The following is a 13,689-nucleotide window of genomic DNA, read 5'->3' as shown; positions in this document are numbered from 1 at the left end:
CGTGGCAACGACATGCATCCGTTGACGTCGACGCCACGTAACTACCCATGCATGCCGCACTCGGGCATGCCCATTGCCAGCGAGGTTCCCCATGATTCGCTACCGTGCGTTCCGCCTGTTTCCGCTTGCCGCCGCCGTGTTGCTGGCTGGCCTCGCCGCCTGTCAGCCGGTGGCGTTCGCCAATGAAGTCACCCGCCTGCCCGCACCCAGCGTAGACGCTGCTGCCTCCGCCACACACAACGAAGTGGCCGTGCTGGCCGGCGGCTGCTTCTGGGGTATCGAAGCGGTGTTCGAACACGTCAAGGGCGTGCGCAGGGTCACCGCCGGCTATTCCGGCGGCGCCGCCAACACCGCCACCTACGACGACGTAGGCAACGGCGACACCGGCCACGCCGAGTCGGTGAAGGTGGAGTACGACCCCACCCAGGTCAGCTACGGCAAACTGCTGCAGGTGTTCTTCTCGGTCGCGCTGAACCCCACCGAGCTGAACCGGCAAGGTCCGGACAGCGGCACCCAATACCGGTCAGTCGTCTTTTACGGCAACGCTGAGCAGAAGAAGATTGCCGATGACTACATCGCCCAGTTGACTGCAGCCAAGGCATTCAACGCACCAATCGTCACGCAGGTGCTGCCGCTGAAGGCGTTCTACCCGGCCGAGGCTTATCACCAGAATTACTACGACCTGCATCCGAACAATCCCTACATCGTGTTCAACGACGCACCCAAGGTCGCGCACCTGCAGAAGCTTTTCCCCGAGATCTATCAAGCGCCGCAACACCTCGTGCAAGTGCAGCTTCATTGACGCCAGCTGCACTGAAAAGATGACAACTTTCCCGCCTCGGGTTGCCTGAGGCGGCACGGCCCCCATCTCGGAAGATCCGCGCCCTACCGCGCGCCTTTCGATATCATCCCCACGTGCCGCCTCATGCAGCCCCTCTCGCTCCACCCAAAGAACTCGCGCGCAGCTTTCTGGGCGTGTTCCGCTACAGCGGGCGCGCGCTGGAACTGGTCTGGAGTACCAGCCGCACGCTGACCATTGCGCTGGCCCTGCTCACCCTGATCGCCGGCCTGCTGCCGGCCGGCATTGCCTATGTCGGTGCGCACATCGTTGACGCCGTGGTCGGCGCCAGCAAGTTGTGGGCGGCGCACGGTACCGCGCCTCTACGCCCGGTGTTCGAATGGGTGGTGCTTGAAGGCGTGCTGGTAGCGGCGATGGCTGGCGCACAGCGTGGCCTGTCGCTGTGCCAGTCGCTGCTGCGCGCGCAACTGGGCCAGCGCGTCAACGTGATGATCCTCGAGAAGGCGCTGACGCTGGAACTGACGCATTTCGAGGATTCGGAGTTCTACGACAAGCTGACCCGCGCCCGGCGCGAAGCCTCCAGCCGGCCGCTGTCACTGGTTACGCGCACCTTCGGGCTGGGTCAGAACGCCATCTCGCTGCTCAGCTACGGCAGTTTGCTGTTCCAGTTCTCGCCGTGGGCGGTGGCGGTGTTGCTGCTGGCCGGCCTGCCCTCGTTTTTTGCCGAAACCAAATTCTCCGGCGATGCGTTCCGACTGTTCCGCTGGCGTTCGCCGGAAACGCGCATGCAGCTGTATCTGGAAACCGTGCTGGCACGCGAGGACCACGCCAAGGAAGTGAAGCTGTTCGGCCTCGGCCCGCTGCTGTTGCAGCGCTACCGCGACATCTTCCACGCGCTGTATCGCGCCGACCGCGACCTTGCTGTACGTCGTGACAGCTGGGGCTTCGGGCTGGGCCTGCTCGGCACGTTGGCACTTTACGGTGCCTATGCGTGGATCGCCGCGAGCACGGTGATGGCGCGTATCACCCTGGGCCAGATGACGATGTACCTCGCGCTGTTCCGCCAGGGGCAGTCGGCCGTGTCAGCGATGCTTTCGGCCATCGGCGGGATGTACGAAGACAACCTCTATCTTTCGACGCTCTACGAATATCTCGAAACCCCCGTGCCCGCCGCCATCGGCACGGCACAGCAAGGCGCCAGACCGGAAGACGGCATCCGCTTCGAAGAGGTCAGCTTCACCTATCCCGGCGCTAGCGAACCGGCGTTGCGCGACATCGACCTGCACATTCGCCCCGGTGAATCGCTGGCCCTGGTCGGCCAGAACGGTTCGGGCAAGACCACCCTGATCAAGCTGCTCACGCGCCTGTACACGCCCGACAGCGGTCGCATCCTGCTTGACGGCACCGACCTGCGCGAGTGGGATGAAGGCGTGTTGCTGCAACGCATCGGGGTGATCTTCCAGGACTTCGCCCGCTACCAGATGCGCGTGGGCGAAAACGTCGGTGCCGGCGACGTCACCCACTTCGACGACGAAACGCGCTGGCGCGAAGCCAGCGACAAGGGCATGGCCAGCGACTTCATCGACAGCCTGCCGGCCGGCTTCGATACGCAACTGGGCAAGTGGTTCAACGACGGCCGCGAGCTGTCCGGCGGCCAATGGCAGAAGATCGCGCTGGCACGCGCCTTCATGCGCTCACGCGCCGACATCCTGGTGCTGGACGAACCCACCGCCGCGATGGACGCACAAGCCGAAGCCACCATCTTCGAACACTTCCGCGAACTCTCTGGCGGTCGCATCGCCATCCTCATTTCGCATCGTTTCTCCACCGTGCGCATGGCCGACCAGATCATCGTGATCCAGGATGGCCGCATCATCGAACGCGGCAACCACGAGCAATTGATGGCCGAAGATGGGCACTACGCCCATTTGTTCTCGTTGCAGGCGCAGGGGTATCGGTAAGGACCGCGCTGAAACGTACTGTCAGTTGTAGTAGCCCGCTGCAAACACCAGCACACTTTCCGGCGGCATTTCAGGATTTCCCGCTGCGTAAGGTGCGTAGAGACTGATGCCAAGGGCTGACGACGTAGCTCCGTCCGGATCCAGTTCAATGGCGGAATCCCTGCACTTCAGCAACGTCACTATCTGGTCGAACCCCAAACCCAGCAAGTTGCAGCGCTCGAACATGGGTGCCGCAGGCGATGCCATCTCGACCGCCTCCAGACGTCCCGATTTGTCATAGTTGGCAAACACGCCCGCATCAGAAAAGTGATCACAAGGAAACGCTGCATCCGGTGTGCGCTTGAAGGAATGAAACGCGGCATCCATGCGTACTCTGACCTGCAGCACGTCCATGCCGAAAAGAAGCAGCCCCACGCCTTCCAGCGGATTGACTTCGTATTTCATCAAGACCACCGATCTCTGTATTCCGCCCTGCGTCTATCTGCCGATTGATCCAAACAACAACTCGCGCAAGCCGTTTTGAGTCTGCCTGCTGCTGTCATCCGTGAATCCCACATCTGCTGCAGCTATACATACAACGCCATCGCAAACGTCGCTACTCAACAGGCCCAGTCCAACTTCATCTGCAGCAAGTCGAGCTGACCGACACCACCACCGAAGTTGAACCCGGCGAACTCTTCACCGAACTCGAAGTAGTAAGGACTGAAGTCGGGATAACCCTGCACCGGGATCATGGTGCCGCCGAGGTGGTGAGGCCACTGCTCGAAGCGCGGCAAATCCAGTGCCTCGCCCTCTTCGGAGAAGGCGACGATGTAGCCGCTGTGCTCGTTCTCGTGATCCCATTCGCGTGCCGGCCTGCCGATGTTGGGATCGTCCTCGCGCTCGGCCACGCCGATCGGGTGCGCCGTACCGTGGGCATAGCACCGCAAGGACTCGTCGCTCTCGCCTAGGGTATCCAGCAAGTCTGATCCGCCGGATTCGGCACGTTGCCAGAGCGGCTGGGGTAGCCCGCGAAGCAAAGGATAGTCGGCCAGGTCCGGCGACGCGGCCAGCGGGCCGTCGAATTCAGCCTGCGTCAGCCAGATCCCACAGCAATGGCCTTGCAGACCATCCTGCATGGGAAAGCTGCGCGGGTGACGCTGATACAGATCGCGCATCCATGGCTGCTCGTCATCCTCTCCGGAGCAGATCTCTTCCAGCTCATCCACCTGATCGTCCACAAACAGGCTGATGGCGACACGTTCAGGCCCTTGCGTCCGATAAGCCTCAGGCAGGTACAAGGTAAACGCGTGCCGCAAGGGATGGCCGTAGCAAGGACTGAGCGGCCATTGTGCCGTGGTGATACCCGGTGGACGGCCCAAGCACCAACCCTTCGCCCAACGCGCATCGCGTTCCCGTTCGGGCAAAGGTTGCGCATCTTCCGGCCACACGTTGTAGGCCTCGCGCAGTCGCGGATCGGCATTCTTCCACGGACGTTCCGGCAAGACCATGCCCGGCTGCGAGAGACAAAGGCCAATCAACAACCCGTCGGCGAAACGTGCATCCAGCAATTCACCCGCGGTGGTTTCATCGCGAAACTCAACAACCCCACGCGTCTCGCCTGTCTCGCACAATTTGGGTCGTGCACGCTTTGCCTCTGTCAACGTCATGCCGATGTGCAATCCCTCAATGACCATGTCAGCCGGAAATGCACGGTAGAAGCTGACGGCCTGCAGCTGGCTTTCAGCACTCATGCGCAAGCCGCAGATGGGAATCTCACCGTCAAAGTGACCGGCACGGCCCTCGTCGTCCGGCCCGTTCCACAACGTCCCCATCGCGTCACGCACGGTGTTTTCCGCCATCTGCGGACGCAACTGGGCAAATAGCCGGGGATCGAAGGGGCGATCGCCGCCCTAGTGTCCATCCACTCCGCCAGAAATTTTCATTTGCAATCTCTGCTTCCTTCAAAGAACACCATTGCTCCTCGCCGTCTGGCTCCGCGTTCGACTTGAACATCACCCCTTTCAGCGGACTTGATATGAATCGTTATCATGAAATTCTTGCAACCTGACCCTGGCCTGTCCCTCGATTCCGGAAGCGATGCAGCAAAAACTCCGAAACCCGGCGTGCCATTCATCGAGGCATCAGAGCCCGTCAAGCAGGCCCGCAGCCTTGGCATCAGCAACAACGTCTTGCATGATCTGCCGCTCACCCAATTGAGCCAGCATGATCAGGTGGGTTACGGCGTCCACCTTTTCCAGATGTTTCAGGTCGCAAGAGCCACCCAATGCAAGAGCTGGCACCAGTCCGTACATCTGACCGGCGCTGAGCACACCGAGCTTTTTTACAGCACGATCAAACAATGGATGCTCGGCATCATCGCTTTCATCAAGCATGTCTTTGTCAAGTCCGACAAAAAATCCGCGGATCATCAAATCACCCTTGCCTTCCGCCACTGCCGCACTTTCATCACCAGGAAATATCATGCCCCACAAGGACGATATGGAAATGGCGAGACCTGTCGTCTCACCCCACAAGAACAACTCTCCAAAAGCACTGACAGCGATGGCGTGATAGCTATCCCGACCTTCAAATGGTGTGCCTTCCAGCCACGCGTCGACAACTGGAGCGTATTCGTCGGGATCAATAATCCAGATCAGGCCATTGCCGTAACCACACCAACCGTATTCATTCCAATACTGGAGCAGTTGGTCAGGCAGTTTACCGCGATATTTTTCGATGCTTGATTTTGGAACGTCCTGCTTCTTGAGCGCAGGGCCAAAGCCTTGATCATTGTAAAAGTAGTTGAATTCCTGATCCATAAATCCTCACTTGCAACGATGCAAATCTACATTCATCAAGGTGCTGCTTCTTTCCGCCACCGGCACCTTCAGCGCCGCGTCATCCATATGTTTCACACGGGTCATTCCTTCGAATGCCCCCTTGTTCCATTGCCTACCGATCGTCCTGTTCGCCGGGGAGTCACCCATTCCGTCAATCGCAGTCGATCTCCCTCCAGCCACCATGTCCGGGTTGTGTAGTGCATCCTGTGTCTTGAAGTGATCAGCCGCTGCTTCCTGAGCCAGGATTTTTGCGGTACGAGGATTGGTACCCGCTTGCACATGGGCGGCCGTCAGCAAGCGCTCCATTCGCGCCTGATACTTTTTACGTGCCTTAAGCGCTGCCGCGCCTGCCCCCTTGCGCTTATCCACAGCATAACGTGCGCGCCCATCCAGATAGTCCTGGACGGTCATCTTGTTCAAGCCGCCTTGTTGCGCGAGAAGTTGCCGATCCATCTCCGCGAACTTTCCGGGTGGCAGCTTCTGTGCCTTGAAACAGGGGACTTTCTTGCGTGCCATGGTCGGTGGCGCTTTTGATTCCGGTGCCGCCTTGGTCTCCTGGCGAGGGCGTGGACGTGATGCTCCGGGCGCCTCGTTTGCTTTTGGAGCAGTGGTGCTCCGCACAGGCTCCACCGGCCGCAGTCTCGGATCGGCTTTGAGCTTCGCCTCATTTTTCAGCAGCCATTCGCCAAACTTCCGTCCCAACCGGCCATGGCTGGCCTTCTCGGCGAGCTCACGCATGCTTCCACGGCCCTTGCTGACATAGGCGACGATGGCCATCAGCAACAGGACAAACATGGCCACGTGGCCGCGCGCGAGCAAACTGGCCGCATGCGTGATGGCGAAGCGGTTGATTTGTGGCTGAGCTTGCGGCGAGGGTGCAGGAGCCGCCGCCAGCCACGCTTCGCCAACACCGATCCACTCGAGCTCGCTTCTACCGCTGCTCGAATCTTGTTTGCCAAATGCATTCATGCCAACATTGATGACCATGAGTAGCAAACATAAATTGGCCCACCCTTGACCAAGCACCAGCGATACAGCCAGGTAAATCAGCAGAAATCCGCAGGTGCGACTTATACGCCGGCACTCTTCGCGGAATTTGTCGCTGATCAGATGGTACGGGTTGCGTCGCTCCCATCTCACGGGACTATACGTATTCTCGACCCCGCGGTCGGCGATGGAGCGTTGCTCGATGCGCTGATCAAATGCTTGCCCGTCGAAGCCCGCAAACGGGTCCAAGTGCTCGGCTACGATACAGACCCTATTGCCATCGAGATGGCGTCACGGCGGCTGCAGCTTGACTTTCCCGAATTAGAAATTTCCCTACAAAGAGAGGACTTCTTGGATCATGTCCTCAATCTCGCGGGAGGCGGCGATTTGTTTCTGGCCGGAAGAGCGCAAGCCCCTTTCGACTTGGTGATCGCCAATCCCCCATACGTTCGCACCCAAATCATGGGTGCACAACAGGCTCAGCAACTGGCGCATAGCTTTGGCCTCACCGGGAGGGTTGATCTGTATTACCCGTTCCTCCTTGGTATATCTAGGGTACTGGCCGAGGATGGTATCGCAGGCGTCATCACATCCAACAGATTCATGACTACCAAGTCGGGTCAGACGGTGCGTCGCGAATTACTGTCACGCTTCAACCTTGTGCACGCGTGGGATTTGGGCGACACCAAGCTCTTCGATGCAGCCGTTTTGCCTTCTGTATTGTTGGCCCGCGGAACGGCCAAACAGCACGAGTCGCCGCTTGATCGAACCACGTTTTCCTCGATCTATGAAACCCGCGACCCCGCCCAGTCCGAAGCACCCGACGCACTCGCGGCACTGACCGCGGACGACGATACCGTCGTGGCCATCCCGGATGGTCGCCATTTCCGCGTCCGGCATGGGCAATTGGATAACGGTGGAGAAAGGGAAGGCATCTGGCGCATTGCCACGCACAGCAGCGACCAATGGCTCGCTACCGTCGAGGCCCATACTTGGGCGACTTTCCGACGAATCGGCAAGATTCGCGTCGGCGTGAAATCCACTGCCGACAAAGTTTTCATCCGGAGCGACTGGAACAGCCTTCCGGATGGCCGACCGGAGCTGTTGCGGCCCCTAATCACACGTCACTGTGCACGACGGTTCAAGGCCAGCGTCCCGTCAAAAACAAATCAGATCAAGGAAATCCTGTATCCACATGCAGTGATCGGCGGCATGCGTTCGGCGGTGGATCTCGCTCTTTACCCAAAAGCCGCCAGTTACCTTGAACAGCATCGGGAGACGTTGGAGGCGAGAAACTACGTCATCGCTGCGGGACGCCGCTGGTACGAGTTGTGGGTCCCACAAGACCCCGCCGCTTGGTCATCGCCAAAGCTTGTATTTCCTGACATCTCCGACAAGCCCGTGTTCTGGATGGACACCGATGGCGGCGTGGTGAATGGCGAATGTTACTGGCTGCAATGCGAGAAAGAGGGCGAAGGCGACTTGCTCTGGCTTGCCCTCGCAATCGCCAACTCGACTTTCATCGAGGCGTTCTACGATCACCGTTTCAACAACAAGTTATACGCCGGCCGCCGCCGTTTCATCACGCAATACGTCGAGCAATTTCCCTTGCCCAATCCAGCGCGCAAGGAAGCCAGAGCCATCGCGCAACTGGCCCAGGCCATACATGCCCAAGTGCCCTCTCCCGAAGCCGACCGACTTGCCCGCGACCTAGATTCGCTGGTTTGGCGGGCGTTTGGACTAACGGTCGAAAAAATCCCTAGGTAACGGGATCTGGATCTTGCCATTAGTGACATTTCCCTCGAAACGTCTGAAACGCCTAAAAAAGTCGGCTCCCGTAGTGACAAACAAATGCGTCAACGTTACTTGCACGCCGTTCGTCACCGCGCAAAACAACGCATAACGGGTATCGCAATGCCGTGGTTGCAGCGAACCAATCCGGCCCACATCCAAACGTTCTTCGCTCGTGGGCTGGACGAGTCCCAGATCAATCGTGGGAGAAGTCTGCAACTTCAACTCCAGCAACTGATTTGGAATGTCAGGGAATTGCCCGTTGTCCTCATAGCGCTGGTATCCCAATTGCTGACAGACAAGTCGATGAAGTGCAGCACCACGGTTGCGATCCTGATCTGCACCCGGATCTGGAAACCTCCTGCCAACCAACGGCGAAAGCCTGTCGAAAATTTCCCGAATAGGAAGCATCCCCCCAGTCTCGGGCTGCTGGACGGGACTTACTGCAGGACCAAGCGTCACGCCCTTTCCAATGTGTTGCATCATCGACTGGGTATCTTGCGAGGAAACCAGCTCGTGCGTCTGGGAGCTTGGCTCCAGACGAGCCTGATACTTAGTCGTGATGGTTCCGGTCGTATCCAGCACCGCCAACTGTGGCCCCCCCACTACCTTCACCCGTGTAATCACATCGTCCGGGCTTACTTGGATGATCGCGTAGCGTCGTGCAACCGCGAGCTGTTCGTTCCATATCTGAAGATTCAATGTCTTCTGCACGTAGACGTCGAGCTGCTGTCCTGGAAATCGCGGCTGCGTCCTCTTGAAGGACTTCGGCACGGGATAGCCAAGCGCCTCGCAGACGGCGCTCTTGACGATCTTAGACCTCGTACGAAGGGCTAGGCCTGCCAAACTCTTGCCGCAGAGTTCGTCGTTGAGCATTTTTTCAAGACGTTGCGCCGGAACCCAGTATTCGGCATCCCCGACGTCAATAGGCTCGCATATGCTCTTGCCCGACGACGCAATCGCACTCTTGTAGTCAGGATACTTTTCCTCGCTCACGTCCTACTCCCTGGGTCAGCAATTCCGGGACGCTGACCCCGAGAGCCTCAGCGAGGACCTCGATCGTGCTCAATGAGACATTGCGTTCCTCGCGCTCCACCGACCCGATATACGTTCGATGAAGCTCACATAGATCAGCCAACTGCTCTTGCGAGTAACCATGCTGTTTACGAAACGACCGAACGTTTTCAGCAAGGATGGCTAGAAGTGAGGGACTTGGCTCTCTTGGCATCGTTGGACCAGTTGTCGAGAGACCATTCTTTTCGGGCGATGACTTTGATGCTACAGACTCTGAGTAGCATGCTTGAGGTTCTAGCGCTATTGAGTCGATTGCCCCAAAACACCTGATTCGCGCCAAGATCAACTTGACCCTACCCACCCGTGCCGGCCATGCTTTGCCGTCTTGTCACCATCGAAACACACGCATGAGCAGTCGCTACAACGCCGCCGATATTGAAGTCCTGTCCGGCCTGGACCCGGTCAAACGCCGCCCGGGCATGTATACCGACACCAGCCGACCGAACCATCTGGTGCAGGAAGTGGTGGACAACTCGGTGGACGAGGCGCTGGCCGGTCACGCCAGTTCGATCGAAGTGATTCTGCATACCGATGGCTCGGTGTCCGTAAGCGATGACGGCCGTGGCATGCCGGTGGACATCCACCCGGAGGAAGGCGTCTCTGGCGTCGAGCTGATCATGACCCGGCTGCACGCAGGCGGTAAATTCAGCGGCAAGAACTACAGTTTCTCCGGTGGTCTGCATGGCGTCGGCGTGTCGGTAGTCAACGCGTTGTCCGATCGCGTCGAAGTGAACATTCGTCGCGACGGTTCCGAATACGCGATGGCGTTCGAGCATGGCGACATGGTCAGCCCGCTGGAAGTGATCGGCACGGTCGGCAAGAAGCGCACCGGCACCACCTTGCACTTCTGGCCCGAAGCGAAGTATTTCGACTCACCCAAGATATCGCTGGGCAAGCTGAAGCATTTGCTACGCGCCAAGGCCGTGTTGTGCGCTGGCCTCAACATGAAGCTCACCGACGAAGCCAGCGGCGAAATCATCGAGTGGCATTACGAAGATGGCCTGCGCGATTATCTGCGTGGCGAGCTCGAGGGCAACGAAGCGTTGCCGAATGATTTGTTCGTGCACCAGATGGCGCGCAACGCCGAAGGCATGGAAGTGGCGCTGGCCTGGTTGCCCGAAGGCGAACTGGTGCAGGAAAGCTACGTCAACCTGATCCCCACCGCGCAAGGTGGCACCCACGTCAACGGCTTGCGCACCGGTCTGACTACCGCCGTCCGCGAGTTCTGCGACATCCGCAACTTGTTGCCGCGCGGCGTGAAGCTGGCGCCGGAAGACGTGTGGGAGCGCATCGCCTTCGTGTTGTCCGCACGGCTGGAAGATCCGCAATTCGCCGGCCAGACCAAGGAGCGCTTGTCTTCGCGCCATGCGGCCGGACTGATCGAAAACGTCATCCACGATGCCTTCAGTCTGTGGCTGAACCAGAACGTGGATACCGGCGAACGCATTGCCCAGCTTGCCATCGAGCGCGCCAGTGCGCGCCTGAAGGCCGCCAAGCAGATCGTACGCAAGAAGATTACCCAGGGCCCGCAGTTGCCAGGCAAGCTGGCCGACTGCACCGCCACCGATCTGAGCCGCACTGAATTGTTTCTGGTCGAGGGCGACTCCGCTGGCGGTAGCGCCAAGCAGGCACGCGACAAGGAGTTTCAGGCGATCCTGCCGTTGCGCGGCAAGATCCTCAATACCTGGGAAGTGGAATCCACGTCGGTGCTGGCCTCGGAAGAAGTGCACAACCTTGCTGTCGCGATCGGCTGTGATCCGGGCAAGGACGATTTGTCCGGCCTGCGCTACGGCAAGGTGGTGATCCTGGCGGATGCAGACTCCGATGGCCTGCACATCGCCACCCTGCTGTCTGCCTTGTTCCTGAAGCACTTCCCCAAGTTGGTCCGCGAAGGCCACGTATTTGTGGCGATGCCGCCGCTGTTCCGCGTTGACGTGGGCAAGCAGGTTTTCTATTGCCTCGACGAAGGCGAAAAGGAATCCATGCTGCAGCGGATCGAGCGAGAGAAGATGAAGGGCGCGGTCAGCACCACCCGCTTCAAGGGTCTGGGCGAAATGAACCCGCCGCAATTGCGCGAGTCCACCATCCATCCGGATACGCGCCGACTGGTGCAATTGACCATCGGTGACGAGGACGATGGCACCAACAAGTTGATGGACATGCTGCTGGCCAAGAAGCGTGCCGGCGACCGCAAGGCCTGGCTGGAAGAGAAAGGCGACCTCGCCACGCTCGAGGTCTGATCAATCCGCGTCTTCGCCTGGAATTCACTTCGCTGAATTGCCGGCGATCGCGTTGCATCCGTTCCACGGAACGGCGCGTATCTACAGGTGCTTCCAATCCGCGAAGCGGAAAATCCTGGAGAACTTCATGAAGACTCATTCCCGCATGCGCGCCCTGGCCGTAGGCCTTTCCATCGCACTGACCACTGCAGCCGTGATGCCGATGGCCTTCGCTGGCCAGATGGACTCGATGAGCATGCAGAAGACCGTGATGGTCGGCGGTGCCGCAATGTATCCGTCGAAGAACATCATCGAGAATGCGGTGAACTCGAAGGATCACACCACGCTGGTGGCTGCGGTGAAGGCTGCCGGACTGGTCGAGACGCTCGAAGGCGCCGGTCCGTTCACCGTATTCGCCCCCACCAACGAGGCATTCGCTGCACTGCCTGCCGGTACCGTCGACAACCTGCTGAAGCCCGAAAACAAGGCCACGCTGACCAAGATCCTCACGTACCACGTGGTGGCCGGCAAATACACTGCGCACGATCTGGCCAAACTGGCCAAGGCGAATGGTGGCAAGGCGATGCTGAAGACCGTCGAAGGTGACTCGATCACCGTGGCCGGCAAGAACGGCAAGTGGACTGTCACCGACGCCAAGGGCAATGTTGCCAACATCACGATTGCCGATGTGACCCAGTCCAATGGCGAGATCTTCGTGATCGACAAGGTGCTGATGCCGTAACAGCATCCGCTACGATCGACTGACCAACGCCGCCCGGTTGACGCCGGGCGGCTTTTTTTGTGGCGATGGCAGGGTTATCGTGCGAGCTGGTTTTTCGCGAGCACTCCGCATGGCCCTGCTGCCGCCCCTGAATCTTGAACGCTGGATCGACGAACACCGCCACCTGTTGAAACCGCCGGTCGGCAACAAGTGCATTGTCGATGGCGACTTCATCATCATGATCGTCGGCGGCCCGAATGCACGCACCGATTATCACTATGACGAAGGGCCCGAGTTTTTCTACCAGCTCGAAGGCGAAATCACGCTGAAGGTGCAGGACGACGGCGCAGCTCGCGACATCCCGATGCGTGCCGGCGAAATGTTCTACCTGCCGCCGCGCGTGCCGCACTCACCCAACCGTTCCGCCGGCTCGATCGGCTTGGTGATCGAGCGTCGCCGCGTGGCTGGCGAGAAGGATGGCCTGATGTGGTTCTGCGAGCAATGCAATCACAAGCTGTACGAGGAGTACTTCACCCTCGACAGCATCGAGAGTGACTTTCCGCCGGTGTTCGAACGTTTCTATCGCTCGGTGGATGCACGCACCTGTGACGCCTGCGGTCACGTCCATCCGGCGCTGCAGAAGTACCTGTAGGAGCGCACTTTGTGCGCGATGCTGTTAGGGAAGCTGCCAAACAGCATCACGCGCGAACGTGCCCCTGCATGCGGGCCAGCCACTTCCGGGCCATCCGCTGCAGTGACGGATCAAGCGTCTCGTCTTCGGCCACATCGACCACCGATCGCCATGCCAGCGCATGCGCCTCGGCATTGACCACGAACGATTCGTCCGCGCCCGCACGCACCACGTAACGCACATCGTAGTGCCAGTGCTCCGGCTCGTTCCCGCGCGCAAGGATGCGGTGCCTGTCCAGATCAAAGATGTCCTGCTCGATGCACAGACTGGTCAGACCGGTCTCTTCTGCCGCCTCGCGCAAGGCCACCCGTGCAAGATCCCGGTCGCCATCCGCATGGCCACCTGGTTGCAACCAACGCCCCAGCTTGCGATGGTGCATGAGCAGCACTCGCAGGCCGTCGGCACTCAGCAGCCAGGCGGAGCCGGTGAAGTGGCCGAACAGATTGCCGCGATCAAATCCATTCGGGTGCGCGTGCAGAAATGCTTCGAACTGCGCGACCACGGCTGATTCCCCCTGCCATTGGTCACGGTATCGCTGGAGTGCATCGAACACGATGATGGCGGGCTGTTGCATGAAGGTCCTTCGGTAGTTCGAATGAGTGCGTGGAAACCCGTCACGACATG

At 59.5% G+C, this 13,689-nt stretch carries 13 protein-coding genes; 6 read left to right on the top strand and 7 right to left on the bottom strand.

The window, feature by feature from the left end; translation table 11 throughout:
* Positions 1 to 91: 91 nt before the first annotated feature.
* Together msrA and PY254_RS09210 are read left to right on the top strand one after the other, a co-directional pair.
* Positions 92 to 802 carry a peptide-methionine (S)-S-oxide reductase MsrA gene (msrA, locus tag PY254_RS09215; RefSeq protein WP_281011766.1) on the top strand — a complete coding sequence of 237 codons (711 nt, stop codon included), beginning with the start codon at positions 92 to 94 and terminating at the stop codon, positions 800 to 802.
* Positions 803 to 975: 173 nt separating this feature from the next.
* Entirely contained in the window at positions 976 to 2,760 is a 1,785-nt protein-coding gene (locus tag PY254_RS09210) for an ABC transporter ATP-binding protein (RefSeq protein ID WP_281011765.1), read from the top strand.
* Positions 2,761 to 2,781: 21 nt separating this feature from the next.
* Here PY254_RS09210 and PY254_RS09205 read toward each other — a convergent pair whose 3' ends face one another.
* The 4 genes from PY254_RS09205 to PY254_RS18105 form a co-directional block, all read right to left on the bottom strand.
* The gene (locus tag PY254_RS09205; RefSeq protein ID WP_281011764.1) at positions 2,782 to 3,204 is read right to left on the bottom strand and encodes a hypothetical protein; all 423 of its coding nucleotides are present in this window, start codon (positions 3,202 to 3,204) and stop codon (positions 2,782 to 2,784) included.
* A 155-nt stretch (positions 3,205 to 3,359) separates the two neighbouring features.
* Positions 3,360 to 4,586 (bottom strand): DUF7256 domain-containing protein, encoded by a 1,227-nt coding sequence (locus tag PY254_RS09200; protein WP_281011763.1) that lies wholly within the window; start codon positions 4,584 to 4,586, stop codon positions 3,360 to 3,362.
* Between the two features lie 297 nt (positions 4,587 to 4,883).
* The gene (locus PY254_RS09195; protein WP_281011762.1) at positions 4,884 to 5,561 is read right to left on the bottom strand and encodes a GAD-like domain-containing protein; all 678 of its coding nucleotides are present in this window, start codon (positions 5,559 to 5,561) and stop codon (positions 4,884 to 4,886) included.
* A 6-nt stretch (positions 5,562 to 5,567) separates the two neighbouring features.
* Positions 5,568 to 6,551, bottom strand: coding sequence for a polymorphic toxin type 15 domain-containing protein (locus PY254_RS18105; RefSeq protein WP_345781836.1), 984 nt, complete (start codon positions 6,549 to 6,551; stop codon positions 5,568 to 5,570).
* A 45-nt stretch (positions 6,552 to 6,596) separates the two neighbouring features.
* Here PY254_RS18105 and PY254_RS09185 point away from each other — a divergent pair, with 45 nt between their 5' ends.
* Positions 6,597 to 8,336: an Eco57I restriction-modification methylase domain-containing protein gene (locus PY254_RS09185; protein ID WP_281011761.1), complete on the top strand. Its 1,740-nt coding sequence runs from the start codon at positions 6,597 to 6,599 to the stop codon at positions 8,334 to 8,336.
* Here PY254_RS09185 and PY254_RS09180 read toward each other — a convergent pair.
* Both PY254_RS09180 and PY254_RS09175 read right to left on the bottom strand, forming a co-directional pair.
* Positions 8,310 to 9,356, bottom strand: coding sequence for a hypothetical protein (locus PY254_RS09180; RefSeq protein WP_281011760.1), 1,047 nt, complete (start codon positions 9,354 to 9,356; stop codon positions 8,310 to 8,312). The two genes, PY254_RS09185 and PY254_RS09180, sit on opposite strands and share 27 nt — an antisense overlap.
* On the bottom strand, positions 9,334 to 9,588 hold the full coding sequence (locus PY254_RS09175) for a helix-turn-helix domain-containing protein (RefSeq protein WP_281011759.1): 255 nt from the start codon (positions 9,586 to 9,588) through the stop codon (positions 9,334 to 9,336). Before PY254_RS09175 ends, PY254_RS09180 begins: the two co-directional genes overlap by 23 nt.
* A gap of 193 nt (positions 9,589 to 9,781) precedes the next feature.
* Here PY254_RS09175 and parE point away from each other — a divergent pair, with 193 nt between their 5' ends.
* From parE to PY254_RS09160, 3 genes are all read left to right on the top strand, one after another.
* On the top strand, positions 9,782 to 11,674 hold the full coding sequence (gene parE, locus PY254_RS09170) for a DNA topoisomerase IV subunit B (RefSeq protein ID WP_281011758.1): 1,893 nt from the start codon (positions 9,782 to 9,784) through the stop codon (positions 11,672 to 11,674).
* A 127-nt stretch (positions 11,675 to 11,801) separates the two neighbouring features.
* On the top strand, positions 11,802 to 12,395 hold the full coding sequence (locus PY254_RS09165; RefSeq protein WP_281011757.1) for a fasciclin domain-containing protein: 594 nt from the start codon (positions 11,802 to 11,804) through the stop codon (positions 12,393 to 12,395).
* A gap of 109 nt (positions 12,396 to 12,504) precedes the next feature.
* Positions 12,505 to 13,026, top strand: a complete 522-nt coding sequence (locus PY254_RS09160) for a 3-hydroxyanthranilate 3,4-dioxygenase (protein ID WP_281011756.1) — start codon at positions 12,505 to 12,507, stop codon at positions 13,024 to 13,026.
* 46 nt (positions 13,027 to 13,072) lie between these two features.
* Here the strand turns inward: PY254_RS09160 and PY254_RS09155 are convergent, their stop codons facing one another.
* The gene (locus PY254_RS09155) at positions 13,073 to 13,639 is read right to left on the bottom strand and encodes an NUDIX hydrolase (RefSeq protein WP_281011755.1); all 567 of its coding nucleotides are present in this window, start codon (positions 13,637 to 13,639) and stop codon (positions 13,073 to 13,075) included.
* Between the last annotated feature and the right edge of the window lie 50 nt (positions 13,640 to 13,689).

It is taken from the genome of Rhodanobacter sp. AS-Z3 (assembly GCF_029224025.1).
Classification (GTDB): domain Bacteria; phylum Pseudomonadota; class Gammaproteobacteria; order Xanthomonadales; family Rhodanobacteraceae; genus Rhodanobacter.
Note: the sequence above shows the minus strand (reverse complement) of the source record. Positions and strands in the feature narration are given on the sequence as shown.